Raw genomic sequence first — 15,818 nt, forward strand, 5'->3', positions numbered from 1 at the left:
CGGAGAAGTCAGCAGACGGCATAGTAGGCGGAACGAGTTTCGCTGAAGGCCCGAACGCTGGAAAGACGTTTGGATGTGGAAGCCTCGAGCCGGCCATGCGGCTGAAATCCAGGTCACTGGCCTTTGGAGCGGCGGGAAAGGGTGAAGCCCGGACGGCGCCGCTCAAAGGGGCCGAAGCCGACACGACGGAGACCACTATCTGAGCCTCTGGCGCGGACGCAAAACAAACCGTTCGCGCTTAATCCGGTGAACCGCCGTATACGGACCCGTATGTACGGTGGTGTGGGAGTTGCGCCTTGCAAGCGCGTTGAAGTCTGCCGTCTGAGATGACGGCCGCGGCAAAGCCTAGCGAGCAGCCGCGAACCGAGTCTTGCGTGGCGTCCGGTAACGGCCGTTGCGAAGCGTAGACAGGGAGGTTGTAGGCCGGAATGAAGTGAACGGGAAAATAGCCCCGAAATCGAACGTGATCGGAGTAGCCGACCCTGTCTCTCAAAGGGGAAGGCGGAACCGCAGGCCGCGACAACGCGAGCGGTCAGAGGTGCTCCCGGGGTTCGTACCGCCAGCATGCAATCAAAGGAAGCAGCGTGAACAAGGGAGATCCATCCGGTTCAAGCGCAAGCTTGTAAGACCTGCCAAGCCGCTGAGGTGAGAAGGGTCTGACGACCGGGTGGAAGTCAGACTGACCGATAGTACTCCGAGGACGGGAGAGCCGGCCACATGGGGAAGCGGTCAGCGGTAGTTGAATTGTTCTTGGGCGACATGGGCTCCATTCAACGGGAGTTACGGCCTTCTATGCAAAGAGAAGATCAGCTGACCATGGAAACGAAACTTGAACAAATAGCAGTGAAAGCTCGGCGCGAGACAAATCTTCGCTTCACCTCGTTGGCCCATCACATCACGCGCGACCGAGTGCAAAAGAATCTATTACAGATTCCGAAGCGCTCCGCCGCCGGGGTGGACGGACAGACGGTGGAGGCGGCGAAGGAGAGCTTCGAGGACTGGATAGGGCCAATGCTCCAATCCATCCATCGCCAGGGATATCGGGCGCCGAACATTCGGCGGGTCTATATCCCCAAGCCCGGTAAGACGGAGAAGCGCCCCCTCGGGGTTCCAACTGTCGCCGACCGGGCGCTCCAGCGCAGCACGGCTGAGGTGCTGGCCGCTATTTACGAGCAGGACTTCTTACCCTGCTCGTTCGGCGGCAGGCCGAAGCTCAGCGCCCATCATGCCTTGGCGACCCTCAATGAGGTGATCGCCGGCGGCATGATCAGCTGGGTGTTGGAGGCGGATTTGAAGAACTTCTTCGGGAGTCTCGATCATGATCGGGTCCTCCGGTTTGTCGAACATCGAGTCGGTGATCCGCGCCTGATCAGCTTGATCCGGCGCTGGTTGAAAGCGGGCATCCTGGAAGACGGAGCGGTGCACCCGAGCGAACAAGGAACGCCACAAGGCGGATCGATCAGTGTGCTTTTGAGCAACCTCTACCTTCATTACGTTCTCGACCTCTGGTTCGAACGCGTGGTGAAGGGTCGGTTGCGGGGCGAAGCCCGACTGGTGCGCTATATCGACGACTTTGTGATCTGCTTCCAATATCGATCGGACGCCACCCGCGTACAGGAGGCCTTGCGTCTTCGGTTGGGGAAGTTCGGCCTCACTCTAGAGCCGACCAAGACCAAGTTGGTCGAGTTTGGTCGGTTCGCGCAAAGACATGCGGGCAAACGCGGTAGAAACCGCCCGGAAACAATCTACTTTCTGGGGCTGACGCTCTATTGCACGCGAAACCAAAAAGGCAACTTCAAGGTTGGGATGCGCACCGAGAAATCTCGGCTAAAGCGCAGCCTTATGTCTCTGCAGGAGCTGATGCGGCAAATACGGCATTACAAGATCAGTGACCAGGCCGATGAAATCAACCTCGTCCTGCGCGGCCACTATGGCTATTACGGCGTCGCCGGAAATCTCCGGAGCCTCGTAAAAGTCTATCGGGCCGTGGAGCGTTACTGGCGCGGAATGCTGCGCAGCCGCAGCTGGGCAGGACGACGCCTCACTTGGGACGCCTTCAACCAAATCAAAGAACGGACACCGTTGCTGAAGCCTAAGCTGCGCCTCCCTTATCGGGAGCTGCAAGCGCTTGCAGTGCTGTGAACCAACTGTCGAAGAGCGTCGGTGCGGGAAATCCGCACGCCACGTTCTGTGGGAACCGGGGGCGGGCGACCGCCGGTGACCCGGTGGGAGAGTCGCGAGACTCCCCCTATCCCGATTCGCCGTGTTCATGTCCCTTGTTATGCTGGCATGCGTAGCCCGAGCCCGAACTTCATGCGGAGTTGAAAAAGGGCCAGTGTAGATGCCTCCAGCCTCTCACTTACAGCGTAAGCTGACGCAGGTCTCTTCCGACAACGATGTTGCCTCCATTGTCGTCCGAACCGCTTCCCTCCATACGTCGGGTGCCGCGTTGTTATCACCCGCAGGCACGAAATGATTGAGAACAAGTGTTTTCACGTTCGCCATCGCTGCGATGCGGCCCACAGTATCCGCGCGGGTGTAATGGCTCTCACAACGGCGTCCAGACCGGGTTCGTACGACGCTTCGTGCACTAGATAATTAACTTCCTTCGCGAAGTCAGCGAGCGGCGGAAAACTGGAATTTGGACGCATAGCTCTCGATGGAGACGGCGGCATCGACAACAGTCTGCTACGGACAGGCTCGACTGCAAGGATTGAGACCTTAGTATGTTGGAAAGCAGACAAAGCCAACACAGCATGGTGCGAACTGTCGACTATTGCTTGGCACGAAGAATGCAAACCCTAGCTATGCCTAGGGGCTTCTCCAGGCTTGGCTACCATTGCAAGTTGAGGCCGTGGCTGGCCGCTGAGTTTAGCGGCGCGTGACATAAATCAAGAGGGCGTCTGCTCGGCCGATACCGACGGGCGTCTTGTCACGTTGCCGCTAACTTCCAACGGCGTGAATAGCGTTTCGTGGTGTGTTTAGAGCAGAATGAGCGGGACGCGCTGGAGAGGGCGCGAAAGACCTCGGAAAATGAACGCAGAGAACAACTTCGCGGCCCGGCTCCTTGACGCCGGACGCCTCGCAGCAATCGCGCGTATATGCGGCCTGAAGGCGGATGTTTCATACTACGTCGACGAGGCGCTCAAGGAGCTTTGGCGAACCAGGTCGCCGGAAGAAGCAAAGGCGATCGCAGAGCGTTGGGTCTTATGGGACGCAAAGGGGAAGCCCTGGCCGCGCATGCCCCCACTGGAAAACGTCGTCCCGTTCAATCGGACCGGCGCGACAAAGATATGGGCCGTAAATCGGCCGAGGACGCCCTTGCAAGCAATCCGCGACTGGTTCGAAAAACAAGATGAAGACGTGCGATGCGAAATCGCCGGCATGGCGGCGCTTTTGATCTTCGAAGGTGGCAATCTTCTCGATTTCAGCAGCCAGGAGTGGTGTGACCATTTGCGCCGATGGCTGAGTGAGACGGGGCTACCAAACCATAAGATCATCGGCCGCGCTCTGACGTTTCGCACCTGTTTTGAGTACTTCTCGGAGAGGAGGTTCACCGAAGCAGCGTGGACGCGATCCCAAGAGGCCGCTGTGAAAATCCTTGAAGATGCTGGCCTTGCCCCAAACTCCGAAGCTGCGAGTCTTGCACCCATCGCCCAAAAAATGCTGGAGACCTTGCCAGCGCGGAAATGCCGCTGGATCGAAGTGGGCAAGTCCTGGAGCAAATTAGCCGATACCAGTCTGGCACCCCGGGCCCTCAGGGTTTGGAGCGCCTCGTATATGGAATAAGATCGCGGGAGGCGCTTGAATGTATGCTCGGCGCTGTGCCGGTCCAAGCAACTAAGCGGTCAATGTCTGAGCGGCTCGTCGCGCACATGAGTAGTATCGCCAGCTATCGTCGTCGCAAGCCAAATCGCGCAGGCTTATCTTTCAGGCGGACGAGACCGAGCAACCGATAGGCCTTTGAGAGGTTGCCAAAATGGTGAGCCACGGTTACCGACAGGGCAACTCGGGATCGTCGTTGATCAATCGCGCGAAAATGGCGCCCTCGCGTTCCACCAGGCGCTTGAGCCCCAGCAAAATATCATCCGTGCAATAGGCAAGTTTGGGGCGCTGGCCGGGATGACGGCGCTGGCGCCTGATTGTTTTGCCTTCTCGCTGGCGCTCGTGAACGCCTCCAAGCGGGCGAACGCCGGCAGCGCCGGCACTCCATATTTCTCGCGAATCGCCTGCTCGAAGCGTTCAGCTGCATATTGATCACGTGGATATCCGGCGCCATGCTCAAGCACCACCGTGACGAGCGACCTCCGTAGCGATGTCGTCCACTTGCTTCCGGAAGCGCATTAGGGGACCTGTTGGTGTCTTGGTCGGTACCCCGCAAAGCATAAGCAAGTTCGCCAGGCTGCGGACGGTGTAAGCACCGCGACTAAAGCCAATAAGGAAGATTCGATCACCGGGTTCGTAGTGGTTGATGATGAAGGCGTAGTGCGCGAAGACGTAGCATACAGAGCTGGTCAAGATTCATGTTCGCAGCTGGTCTGGCTCGTTTCGGCACCCCGGCCATTTCGCGTGTCAGGCCAATTTCGTCCTTGCCGGATCAAGCGCAGTTATTAAGTCTGGCGACAGATCGAGAAGCCATAGAGCGGTAAGGAATGTCCCGAGGTCATTCCAGCGTCACCCGTTTCGACCTTGCGTAAGGTCGGCAGCGATACGCCAAGCCGCCCTGCGAGGCCTTTAAGCCGAGACTCCGCCAACCGAGCCGCCTCTTTATGAGCGGCCCCAGCAACTATTTGGGGGCCGGTGGAGGCAGTTGCTGGGGCCATCTACCAGCCCGCGTGGGGCGCGGGCAGGTTGCTGCAACCCTTCAAATAAGCAGGATAACGGCTGTTATTGCGATCGGGCTAAGTCCTAACGCGACGATTCCCGCGCGGAAGAGAACTTCGGCCATGAGCACACTCCACACTTACGGGCCATGGTAGTTGTGCGTAGTAACATTACTCGCGCAAAGTGCAGTATCTGTCAACCTATTCTAGCGCTTCTGGCTGCAAATACTTGCTTGCTATCCCGCCGTGGGCTCTGGCTCGGCGGCCAGTCAATTTCATCGCGGCCTCATTTGCGAGGTGTAGTAGCCACCGAGGAGCAACAATTTCTCTGCGCAATTGCGGTGCGCGGCTTTCCTGATCGTCGTTCGGGAAGCGCTGACAAGCCGTCGCGGTATCCCGCTTTGATTTTGACAGTGATCCACGCTGATGAAAGAGGAGCGCCAAAGAACAGAAAGAAGATTGAATGGAAACTCCTGACCGATGTTCCGGTGCAATCGCGAGGGGTGCGATCGAGAAACTCGAATGATATTCTCTGCGATGGAAGATTGAGGTCTTCCACAGATACTCAAATCCGGCTGGAGGGCAGAGGACTCGCAACTGCGGACTACTCAGCGATTGACGAATCTAATCTCACTGTTCTGCATTGTGAGCTGGCGCATTTTTTGGATGACGATGCTCAATCGTTCAGCGCCAAATGTCTCACCGGAATTTGCGCTGACCAAAGCTGAAATCCAATCGCTTGATCGGCTCGTTAAAGACAGATCCAGTCAGCACCCAACGAAAGACATTGTCGCATTATCTCATCAAGATCGCCAGGCTCGGCGGCTATCTCGCCCGCGCCAACGATGCGCAACCAGGGAATCTGATCGTGTGGCGCGGACTATCGCGATTCATCGATATCGCAACGGCAGCGAAACTCTGACTCAAAAATGTGAGTAATCGTAAGCTTCTTCGTCAGCTTACCGACAGGTAAGTGCTTCAGAGGTTACAACGTATCGTAGTGGACCGAGTCTACTCGGTCCTGGCAAGGGAGTATGGAATGGATCCCTTTGAGGCAGGGCAGATTCTGTGCGGCGATGGGGTCCCTTCGAACGAACGAGAGGGGCAGGAAAACGAGGCCGGGGCGCAGTGGGACGGAGTGCTGACAAGCTATGACGCGGCAGATTCAGCTCATGCGGAGGGCGACCAAGACCAGACGGTTGAAAATTGGGCTGCCGAACGGGACGTGGGCCCACTCGAGGATCGAGAAGAAGCCTTAACGCGATTAAATCTCTCCGAGAGAGATCAACATCTCGATCTCGGATCGTTATCCCTGACCAGTCTGCCCAGATTTTCGACCGACCTCAGGCAAATCGACGTTTCCTTCAACCGGCTAACCAGACTGCCCGATAGCTAGCCTGCCCGCCACCCTCGGGCGCCGAACGTCAGTCACAACCAGCGGACCAACTTGCTCGCCCTTCCGGCCGTGCTCGCTTATCTCAACGCGAGTGATAACCGACTAGCGAGCCTGCCTGAGGCCCTTCCTCCTGCGCTTCAGTTTCTCGACGTCAGCTACAATGAGTTGCCGAATCTGCCGGAGATCCTCTCTGATGCGCTCCAGTATCTCGAGGTCAGCGACAATCAATTGACGAGTCCGCAGGAGGGGCTTACCCGCTATGCTCCGTACTCTCGCCGTTAGGCGCAACCAGCTAACCAGCCTACCCGAAACCCACTGACGCAGTTGAGCGCTGGTGCCGAGTTAGATCTGTCTGGAAATCCGCTGCCGGAGCAGGTGCCGGCAAACCTGCATACAGGCTCGATTTTGTGAGCACCAGTGTACCACCGATTCGGCCCGCAACGCGCGGCGAGCATCGGAACAGCGAGGCAACCATGGTAAAACCGTTCCCGTCGAAGACCCATATCGGCAACCATATGCTGCATCCGGAAACCCTGATGCTGACCTATGGCTATGATCCGCAATTGTCGGAGGGCGCCATCAAGCCGCCGGTGTTCCTGACCTCGACCTTCGTGTTCAAGACCGCCGAAGACGGCCAGGACTTCTTCGATTACGTCGCCGGCCGGCGTGAGCCGCCGGAAGGCATGGGGGCGGGCCTCGTCTATTCGCGCTTCAACCACCCCAACAGCGAGATCGTCGAGGACAGGCTCGCGGTCTACGAGCACACCGACAGCTGTGCACTGTTCTCCTCGGGCATGGCGGCGATCGCGACCACGATCCTCGCCTTCGTCCGGCCCGGCGACGTCATCCTGCACTCCCAGCCGCTCTATGGCGGCACGGAGACCCTGCTGACGAACACGCTGGCGCGCCTGTCGATCGGCGCGGTCGGCTTTGCCGACGGCATCGATGAAGCCTCCGTCAGGCAGGCCGCGGAGGAGGCGACGGGGAGGGGGCGGGTTTCGATGATCCTGATCGAGACCCCGGCCAATCCGACCAACGGCCTGGTCGACATCGCGATGATCCGCCGCATCGCCGATTCTATCGGCAAGGCCCAGGGACACACGCCGATCATCGCCTGCGACAACACGCTGCTCGGCCCGGTGTTTCAGCGGCCGATCGAGCACGGTGCGGACCTGTCGCTGTATTCGCTGACGAAATATGTCGGCGGCCACTCCGACCTGATCGCGGGCGCCGCGCTCGGATCGAGGGCGATCATCAAGGGCATCAAGGCGCTGCGCGGCGCCATCGGCACCCAGCTCGATCCGCATTCGTGCTGGATGATCAACCGCTCATTGGAGACGCTGAGCCTGCGCATGGAAAAGGCCGATGCGAATGCGTGCCTGGTGGCGGGCTATCTGCGAGACCACCCCAAGGTCGCCAGGGTTCACTATCTCGGTCATCACGAGCAGGCCTCGCCCTCGGGGCTGGTGTTCGCGAGACAATGCCTGGGCGCGGGATCGACCTTCTCGTTCGACATCGTCGGCGGCAAGGAGGCGGCGGTGAAATTCCTCAATGCGCTGCAAATCCTCAAGCTGGCGGTGAGCCTCGGCGGCACCGAGTCGCTCGCGAGCCTGCCCGCGACCATGACCCATTCCGGCGTTCCCGCCGACATTCGCCAAAAGATCGGCGTGCTCGATTCCACCATCCGGCTGTCGATCGGGATCGAGAACCCGTCCGATCTGATCGCGGACCTCGCGCAGGCGCTGAACGCGGCTTGAGCGGGGGATCACAGCGGATTGGACGCGCGGCACGCTGACATGACGCAGCGTGCGGCCTCATTGCTCTGCGCGCCCGAAAGCTGTCGCATGAGGCAAACGTAATAGCATTGCTGGATGCGTTCAGCAGGGAATCGCCGGCAGGCCGTTAATCTCACTCTATTTCGAGCCATTCGGAGACGGCGCGACCCGTGGGCCAACAAACGAAACCAACTCGCAATTGCCGCCCGATCCCGTGCCCGACCGCGATCACCGCCCTTCGGATCGCCGGAGGCTTCCGCTGTTACGGTTGACGAAGCGCCCGAGTATAACGTTTAACCGTTTCAGGTTTTGGGCTTTTGATGCGTCGCCTTGTTGTACCCGTCACCTGCTCCTTGATAGGCTACATCTGATGCTTCAGGCGGCATTTGGCTGGACGAATAGCCACCTCTTCGAGTTCTTCGCTGGTGAGGTCCGTTGGGGGATACCTGGTCCCTACAACGATTACGGCCACCAGCCCTTGGACGCCAGCAAAGCGCGGCTCTGCGATATCGTTCAAGAGACCGGCGCCAAGACGATCCATTATCTCTATGATGGCTCGACGCATGTTGTTCTGCCGTCCAGCCTCAAGTTCACAGATCATCCCGTCGCACCATCGAGTCCCTGATTTTACCCTCGCTGAACGTGAGGACAGAATGCGATCATCGGTTCGTCCAGAAAGTTGGACGCCGTGGCGACGATGGGGCACGAATTGCATTTGTTCGAGTCGTATCAAGCGGTCAGCCCCTCAATTACGAAATCGCGAAAACCGCAACGATTTTCAGAGAGAAATCGTCGACGGGACAAAAAGTCACTCAAGCACTGCGCTTGGCGGAGTTCTTCCGCGCCTGCGCGGTAGGCACTAACTTTGACTTCGGACATAGCCGTCGCTTCGTTGCATTTGCGATCTCGCCGTTCGAGGAGTGGATCTGGGATATCTCCGACCGAATGTGGGAGGAGGATCCCTATCAACGGCGCATCCTAAACGCCGGAGAAGCAATCAAAGATGCTCGAGGATCGACGGTTACCGCCACCGACGACTGACGGAGCTCAGGGTTGAGCCGCAAGTTTTCACGCAATGAACCATCGAAGGGGCTTGAATCGTGCGTCGCGTCATATTGTACAGTCTCAGCTCGTTGTTTGCGGCCGGACTCGGAATGGCTCCAGTACGACTTACCATGCATAACCGGACTATCAGCTCGTCGAGTATCGAATCGCTCTCGCATGCAAGGGAAATTGGTGAAATCGAGTACTCAGTAAACAGTGCCGCGCAACCTGATACAGATACCCCGAGGTTTGTGGACGTGCTTGCAGACATTCAGTCGACGCCGAATCCGAACGCTAGTTCGTCTGCGGCGGCAGCACCGTCGTACTTCCTCGCTCAGCGACCTCCTGTCATCGAGATCACAAGGTCTCAATTCAAAGACAAAATGAAGGATTTTCATGGCGCTGAAATCAAGCATATCGCGGCGAACTCACAAGAGTACTCGCCTTTCGTATCTTCAAAAGCTGCGCGTACGGCAAGTCTGGCTGAGGGCACCGGTACGGCCAGAAGACATACCGACGACGCTCGATATTTCAGCTATGAGTTAGGCAACGAAAGCGTTGGGCTTCTAAGGACAGAAGCTGGATTTCAGATGAATGAGGTATTCGAAGGCGAAAAGTGGCGGGAACTGTTTCCCGGGCGAACTGAAATCACATCCACCACAGCTCTTCGGCTTAGTCATCCGCTTGTCGACAACGCGGGGGATATTCTGCTGGAATGTCAACTTCGGCGCGATGGCGAGCGACCATTGATCAATTCCACTCCGGTCAGTCTGGAAGCGCGATCCCGCCTCGCGGCGATGGGTTTTGTTGAGGTGGATGAAGCCAACATGGTGCTTGATCCTGCCCAGCGTCCCGATAAGTGGACTAGGAATGCTGATGGTGAATGGCAGCGTGCAAATAAACCTGAACTGTACCTTTCTAAATCATGGGATGCCAAGGATGGCGATGACGAGAGCGTTGTAAGTATCTCGACCGAGTCGTGCGACGATGACGTTGATGTAGATGAACTCACTCGCGCGCTCGACGAACTCCTTGCCCAACAATAGACAGTTCGCCCGATGTTCCGGCAGCAACCATTCTGCCTTTCTAGGTAGCATGTCATCTTGGCTGAGGGTATTTGACTTCTTGCGATCCTTGAGGAAAGAAAGCCGGCCAAGCTTATGTGCGCGGCCGTTGATGTCCTGACGCGCAGGCTCAACTGGCGACCGGACGGTTCCACTGCTCAACGGCGCGGTCTGGCGGCACTGGAGCTTCCGCAAGGGCAGTGCCCCCGCAGTCGCTATCGGTACTGCGCCAGATCCTCGCGAGGGACGCGAAGATGAACGTGTTGATCGGGCACGGTCTGTTCGATCTTATTACGCCCTATTTCGGTTCGAAGATGGCGCTCGATCAGTTGCTACCCTTCGCCTCGGAGCGGCGGGTCAAATTCGTGGTCTATCGGGGCGGCCACATGTTCTATTCACGCGTCGCGCCAAGCCTTCGCGCAGAGACTGACGCGATGATGAAGTGAGGCGTGTGTTTATCAAGCTGACGGCGAGCTAGCTCATGGGGGTTCGCGTTTTGTGTGCATAGGAGGTCGGTGCTCCTTAGCGCGAGACCGCAACTGAAATGCTAGTCCAAATATAAGACCCGCGCCGGACCAGCCGAGATGTCCCGGAGCGTGGTGGCGGCTTCGTGCTGGTGTTCGAAGCGGCCCCAATAAGGCTCGCCGCGAGCACGGCGCGGTCTCTCCTAGCGCTCGAAGCCGAACGAGCGCTTTTCGGACAAACGGTTCCTGGAATTGGTCGATATACTCGGCATGGCGACGCTCCCAGGCCAGTGTCCTGTCGCGACAAGAAAGAGTCGGCTTGGATGGCCTGCGAGAGCGCCTAGCCCGGATGTGGTGAGCCTCAGGCTTGTACGAAAGGGACGCTCCGTCAGCGACGACGAGGCATGTCGGGCAGTTTTGCGCGCGGTCATTGAAATTGAAAGAAAGCGTCATCGCGGCGTCAACTGACGGCGATCAGCTCCAGATGTCCTGCGTTTCTTTTTGCTGCGCGGGCATCCAACCGGGTTGTCGAGTTTTGATTGCGTGGACCGACGGGTCGAGGAGGCTGGCTCGATCGAACAAAAGGGATCAACGGCACCTCTGCCGAAACTTATTGGCTGGCGTGCAGTGCAGTAAGACAGCGAACTGCGAGGGCCACGCAAAGAGAAGGTCGTCGGGGCAAGCGGCTCAACCGCGGAATGCGCGCGTCGCCAAACCTTGGTCGAGCCCGATCGATCTCACACCTCGCTGTTTCATCCAGATGGCGCTGAGGCTGTCATCACGCGAGTTAACTCGAACTAGCGATCTATCAAAGCAATAGGTCTGTACGAAACGAACGGAGTTGCGCAGTAACCGGCCAAACCCTCAGCAATGATTCCTGCGCGCCGTCAGGCGGCGCTAGGCGGCTGGTACAATCAAGAGTTTATCTTTTGTCAAAGATTTGCCGCGACCTTCCGGAGCTGGCGCCAAACGTTATAACCAGTCCTGCGGGGTCCCTGAATGCGAGCATATCTGAGCTCCTGGCTCTCGAAGCTCCTAGCCGGAGAATTGGCGGCATTTGGCGGGCCGGCCACCGATGAAACGGTTGCAGGATACATTCGTGCCGAGCAGGTCTCCCTCGTGCTTGGCTATTCGCTGGGCATCATGATGGCCAACGCCTGCAATGCGACCGTACTCGCCATTGCGCTTTGGCATTCGCCAGACAGAAACGTTGCCCTGATCTGGGCGGCGACTGTCGTCTGCGGCGCGCTATCGATAGGCCTGAAAGCGCGTTCATCACGACTGATGACGAAGCCCCAGTTCGTGTCGCGCCAGGCCATGCACCGGTTGGTACGGAATGCGCTGGTTCTCGGAACTGCCTGGGCAATTGTGCCGGTGGCTTTCTTCGCGAATGCCTCCAATGGCGGGCAGCTCGTCATAACGTGTCTCTGCTCTGGAATGCTTGCAGGTGGCGCATTCGCCTTCGCCACGATTCCGGTGGCGGCAGTTGCGTTCACGGCTCCGATCTTTGTGGGTACCGCAATTTGCCTCGGCAGAAACGACGATTTCGCCTATCTGCTCGTCGCTATTCTGGTCGTGGCCTATGGCTTCGTACTCCTGCCGGCGTTTTCGCCAATTCCTTCGCGTTTACCAGACGCACGATTGCTCAACTGGAGGCCGAAAGGAGGGGGCGACGGGATCCGCTGACCCAACTGCCGAACCGTTTTGCCTTCAATGAGTGCCTCGAAGGTGCCCTCAACAGGCTCGCCCGCACGGGCGAGGAGTTCGCGGTTCTTCTCCTCGACCTCGATCGCTTCAAGGAAGTGAATGACAAATTCGGCCATCCCGCTGGCGATGACTTTCTCGTGCAGACCGCGGCGAGACTACAGCGATGCGTACGGCAGACTGATACTGTTGCGCGCATCGGCGGCGATGAATTTGCCATTGTTATGACCAATCTGACCAAGGTTGAGGATGCCTTCGAAGTCGCCGAGCGGTTTGTCGGCGCCTTCGCCGAACCATTCGCCATCGAAAAATGTGAGATCGCGGGAGCGACCAGCATCGGCATCGCAATGGCGCCGCGCGATGGCGACGTACCTCATGAGCTCCTGAGGAATGCCGACATTGCGCTCTATCGCGCCAAGCAAGCGGGTCCGGGAACGATCTGTTTCTATGAGATCTCCGATGACAAATCAGCGCACGAGCACAGAGCGTTGCAGCAGGATCTGGAGCTCGCGATCGACAGAGACGAGCTATTCCTTCTTTACCAACCATTCTTTGATATTCGAACGGACCGCGTCACCGGCTTTGAGGCCTTGCTGCGCTGGCGGCATCCCGTCCGTGGGGTAATTTCCCCGACCGAGTTCATCCCAATCGCCGAAGAGACCGGACTGATCCACGGAATCGGTGAGTGGGTGGTGCGACGCGCCTGCGCGACGCTGTCGAACTGGCCGTCTGACCTCAGGATCGCCGTGAATTTTTCGGCAGCTCAGTTCCATAACGTCAGCATCCTTGAGACAATCGTGCAGGCCCTCTCCCAAGCCAGAGTCGCTCCTCATCGTCTCGAAATCGAAATAACCGAATCGATGCTGATCTCGAAGTACGCGCCGGCATCATCGATCCTGAACGCACTCCTACAATTGGGAGTGACGGTGGCACTTGACGATTTCGGGACGGGATATTCGTCGCTGACCTATTTACTGAAACTGCCTTACACTCGCATCAAGATCGATCAGTCCTTCATACGAGACATGTTGAGCCGACCAGAGAGCGCGGCGATCGTAAAATCAATCATCACACTGACGCAGGACCGGCAGATCGGCGTGGTCGCCGAAGGCGTCGAAACCGCCGAGCAGCTCGACTATTTGCGAAAAGCCAATTGTGACGAAGTGCAAGGATACCTCATCGGTCGGCCGGTCGCGGCCGACGAAATCTTTGCTCTGCTCGATCAAGACAAGCGATGGTCGACACCAGCCGCTTGAATGACGGGGCGCCCTTCGTCATTCCGATGGTGGTAAACACCCGCATCCTAAGTGGAACAGACGCCTGGCCTGCTGGAGTAGCCATCAGAACCGATGACAAAGGTGTGGTGGAGCTAGCTTTCTCCAAATTCAAAGTTGCCCAAATTGATTGCCTAATGCGGCATTGGGACGAGATTCGCCACCTCTCTGAGGTCGATCAATCGTGCTTTGGCAGATTGCTGTGCGAGCCGGAGGGAGGCTGGGGAGAAAAGGATTTGCGGGCGCGTGACGCCTAACGTAGAACCTAGAGCAAGTCTGAGAGGTGTCGGATATCGTAGGCCGTGGACTCGGGCGAAGCATGCACGGCGCGTAGGCAGATCACCGTCGAGCCGCGAACCCCGACGCTCGCGGCGATCTCCTCATTGCTGACCCCAGCGTCCGCTGCCAGCAGCATCAAGCCATCTTTAATGAGCTTCTAAGGGGAACTACGGGTCGTTCGCTCCTTTGGAACGGTCGGGCGTCGAACTGAGAAGCCACCAATGCGCGTGTCTCTGTTGTTTGCTGCGTTGGCCTTTGGGATCGCGGGATACGTAACTGTTACTCCGGCGAGAACTCGAGATTTCCATGGTGCATGCAGGGGAGAGGCGTCGGATATCCCGGCGATTGCATGTACCAGACGCGCGCGCAGTGCCTCGCGTCCGCATCCGGGCGACAAGTGACATGCGGGGCGAGCGGCGGTGGCAATACAGAGATCGACTCGGTGGTGCAAGTCGGAAAGGCGGCCCACTGTCCGAGCCTGGACAAGCCTATAAATTCGCCGATGGTCTCCAAGTTAGAGTGGGTTCGAAAGCGACAACGCGCCATTATCGGCAATAACACCAGACTGTCGTTCGTTGGTGTGCGGCGGTCGCTGCCATGAAGCCATCAGGACCTAGATGGTCGAGGATGAAGACGCGTATCGAGTGCGAACGCTTCCTGAATGTGCTACTGGTACGCGCCTTTCGCCTTGGTCGGGTCGAAGATTCCAGCTGTGGTTGGACACCGCGCGGTGTTTGGCCAGGAGCGCATCACCGAACGCCTGCTGTCCTGCGCCCGGGATTCCGGGCAGCAGCCAGTTGGCGTTCGGAACGTCGGCGGGGCGAACGATGTGAACGTCGGACACGTCGATGACATGATGCGCGGTCAGTACGTGCGGCGCTGTGTCGAGCGTCTTGAAGCCTTTGTGAACCGCGACTTCCAGGATCGCTGTCGCCGGATCGAGAGAACAATAGACGACGCGGACGCCTATGCTGTTCCACCGGCCGCCGGCCAGGAAAGCGCCTTCGCCACTATCCCAGGTCGACGCGTAACGTGCCGGATCGAGGCGCCAGGCGATGAGCTTGCCGCCTCCCAATGGCTCTACGGAAGACGTCACGCATAGACACCGTAGGCGAGGCGCGTAAGGTACTGTTCAACGAGTTCGACGCCGGCCGGCGTGACGAGCAGGTCAATCGGGCGGCGCTGGTCAAGACCGATGGCCGGACGCTCGAGCCACTGCTCGGCCTCCTCCTGCGAACCGAACACGTCCGTGGCCTTGGCCAGAATTTCGGCAAACTTCCAGGTTCGCCCGCTTTGCTCCTGGCTGAGCGGCTTGTCCGGAGCGTCCTTGCGCCGCTGAAAGGTGCGAAGGCTCATTCCGAAGGCTTTTTCCAGCGAAGCTGTTTGAATGAAGAGGAGGTGGGCGGACGAAGTGGCTCAGCGCGGATCCAGGCAGTCCGTCCAGCAGAAGTTCATGGGCGTCGAGGGCGCTTGTGATGCGGCGCGACAGGATACGGGGTCCGCCGAGCAGATCGGCCACTTTTTGCAGGTCATTGCCCGGCACGTTCCCAACAGGTTTTTCAGCGGCCGCTGTCATGGTGGTCTCGCGACATGTGTCGCTTAATGTGCGTCACATGTCGTGATAAATCAAGGGATGGCCTCTTATGGAGCTCGGCTCACTTACATCGCGGAGCCGCATGTGGGTTCACGACCTTAGATGGGGGATTCGAGCTGCCGGGGTGGCCATCAATCTGCGCCGAAACAACGGACGGACGATTTCCCCTTTCCAGCATCGAGGAATGTCCAGTCTGTTTGACTACCAGCGACGGTTAGCATCTGCGGCGCAGTCACGATTCGAGCTAACCGCGAGAGCGTCGCCGAACCGAGATCGCTCATCTCAGCTGCGCCATCTGGAATGCGATTGCCAGTCGCCGAGATAGTCGAGATCGCCGTCGCTCGCTTCGAATGCGCTTTTGATCTCGGCCATCTGCCACTTGTGATCCGGCAACAAACAAT

General features: G+C 58.3%; 10 protein-coding genes and 5 pseudogenes. 12 read left to right on the plus strand and 3 right to left on the minus strand.

All coding sequences use genetic code 11. The features are described 5' to 3' along the window. The first annotated feature begins 816 nt into the window (after positions 1-816). Complete coding sequence (ltrA, locus tag ACVW1B_RS02935) at positions 817-2,142, plus strand: group II intron reverse transcriptase/maturase (RefSeq protein ID WP_244558912.1); 1,326 nt, start codon at positions 817-819, stop codon at positions 2,140-2,142. Between the two features lie 891 nt (positions 2,143-3,033). After that, positions 3,034-3,789, plus strand: a complete 756-nt coding sequence (locus ACVW1B_RS02940; protein WP_069280007.1) for a hypothetical protein — start codon at positions 3,034-3,036, stop codon at positions 3,787-3,789. 419 nt (positions 3,790-4,208) lie between these two features. Here ACVW1B_RS02940 and ACVW1B_RS02945 read toward each other — a convergent pair. Further along, positions 4,209-4,485: pseudogene (locus tag ACVW1B_RS02945) on the minus strand (phospholipase effector Tle1 domain-containing protein); the annotation flags it as partial. A gap of 1,125 nt (positions 4,486-5,610) precedes the next feature. Between ACVW1B_RS02945 and ACVW1B_RS02950 the strand changes: the two are divergent. The 10 genes and pseudogenes from ACVW1B_RS02950 to ACVW1B_RS02995 all read left to right on the plus strand — a co-directional run bounded on the left by ACVW1B_RS02950 (position 5,611) and on the right by ACVW1B_RS02995 (position 14,424). Beyond that, entirely contained in the window at positions 5,611-5,745 is a 135-nt protein-coding gene (locus tag ACVW1B_RS02950; RefSeq protein ID WP_256558518.1) for a hypothetical protein, read from the plus strand. Between the two features lie 117 nt (positions 5,746-5,862). Continuing rightward, positions 5,863-6,219 carry a hypothetical protein gene (locus ACVW1B_RS02955; protein WP_141713651.1) on the plus strand — a complete coding sequence of 119 codons (357 nt, stop codon included), beginning with the start codon at positions 5,863-5,865 and terminating at the stop codon, positions 6,217-6,219. Between the two features lie 473 nt (positions 6,220-6,692). Then, entirely contained in the window at positions 6,693-7,976 is a 1,284-nt protein-coding gene (locus tag ACVW1B_RS02960; RefSeq protein WP_069280004.1) for a cystathionine gamma-synthase family protein, read from the plus strand. A 388-nt stretch (positions 7,977-8,364) separates the two neighbouring features. Next, a complete protein-coding gene (locus tag ACVW1B_RS02965) occupies positions 8,365-8,619 on the plus strand; it encodes a plasmid pRiA4b ORF-3 family protein (protein WP_253587753.1) in 255 nt (84 codons plus the stop codon). A gap of 200 nt (positions 8,620-8,819) precedes the next feature. Beyond that, positions 8,820-9,035 carry a hypothetical protein gene (locus tag ACVW1B_RS02970; protein WP_253587752.1) on the plus strand — a complete coding sequence of 72 codons (216 nt, stop codon included), beginning with the start codon at positions 8,820-8,822 and terminating at the stop codon, positions 9,033-9,035. A gap of 134 nt (positions 9,036-9,169) precedes the next feature. Continuing rightward, positions 9,170-10,084 (plus strand): hypothetical protein, encoded by a 915-nt coding sequence (locus ACVW1B_RS02975; RefSeq protein ID WP_245314070.1) that lies wholly within the window; start codon positions 9,170-9,172, stop codon positions 10,082-10,084. A 105-nt stretch (positions 10,085-10,189) separates the two neighbouring features. Next, positions 10,190-10,548 (plus strand): annotated as a pseudogene (locus ACVW1B_RS02980) (peptidase S10); the annotation flags it as partial. A gap of 1,017 nt (positions 10,549-11,565) precedes the next feature. Further along, a pseudogene (locus ACVW1B_RS02985) lies at positions 11,566-13,526 on the plus strand (putative bifunctional diguanylate cyclase/phosphodiesterase). Next, the gene (locus tag ACVW1B_RS02990; protein ID WP_069280000.1) at positions 13,505-13,801 is read left to right on the plus strand and encodes a hypothetical protein; all 297 of its coding nucleotides are present in this window, start codon (positions 13,505-13,507) and stop codon (positions 13,799-13,801) included. The pseudogene ACVW1B_RS02985 and the gene ACVW1B_RS02990 overlap by 22 nt, the downstream one beginning before the upstream one ends. Before the next feature lie 371 nt (positions 13,802-14,172). Next, complete coding sequence (locus ACVW1B_RS02995; RefSeq protein WP_253641395.1) at positions 14,173-14,424, plus strand: DUF3551 domain-containing protein; 252 nt, start codon at positions 14,173-14,175, stop codon at positions 14,422-14,424. Positions 14,425-14,429: 5 nt separating this feature from the next. Here ACVW1B_RS02995 and ACVW1B_RS03000 read toward each other — a convergent pair. Both ACVW1B_RS03000 and parS read right to left on the minus strand, forming a co-directional pair. After that, positions 14,430-14,919 (minus strand): annotated as a pseudogene (locus ACVW1B_RS03000) (RES family NAD+ phosphorylase). Then, positions 14,916-15,399: pseudogene (parS, locus tag ACVW1B_RS03005) on the minus strand (type II RES/Xre toxin-antitoxin system antitoxin). The pseudogenes ACVW1B_RS03000 and parS overlap by 4 nt, the downstream one beginning before the upstream one ends. Positions 15,400-15,818: the final 419 nt, after the last annotated feature.

It is taken from the genome of Bradyrhizobium sp. USDA 4502 (genome assembly GCF_054063355.1).

Coding starts and splice junctions, on each gene's coding strand:
- ltrA (WP_244558912.1), top strand. CDS start 817: ATGGAAACGAAACTTGAACAAATAGCAGTGAAAGCTCGGCGCGAGACA.
- ACVW1B_RS02940 (WP_069280007.1), top strand. CDS start 3,034: ATGAACGCAGAGAACAACTTCGCGGCCCGGCTCCTTGACGCCGGACGC.
- ACVW1B_RS02955 (WP_141713651.1), top strand. CDS start 5,863: ATGGATCCCTTTGAGGCAGGGCAGATTCTGTGCGGCGATGGGGTCCCT.
- ACVW1B_RS02960 (WP_069280004.1), top strand. CDS start 6,693: ATGGTAAAACCGTTCCCGTCGAAGACCCATATCGGCAACCATATGCTG.
- ACVW1B_RS02965 (WP_253587753.1), top strand. CDS start 8,365: ATGCTTCAGGCGGCATTTGGCTGGACGAATAGCCACCTCTTCGAGTTC.
- ACVW1B_RS02975 (WP_245314070.1), top strand. CDS start 9,170: ATGCATAACCGGACTATCAGCTCGTCGAGTATCGAATCGCTCTCGCAT.
- ACVW1B_RS02990 (WP_069280000.1), top strand. CDS start 13,505: ATGGTCGACACCAGCCGCTTGAATGACGGGGCGCCCTTCGTCATTCCG.
- ACVW1B_RS02995 (WP_253641395.1), top strand. CDS start 14,173: ATGTACCAGACGCGCGCGCAGTGCCTCGCGTCCGCATCCGGGCGACAA.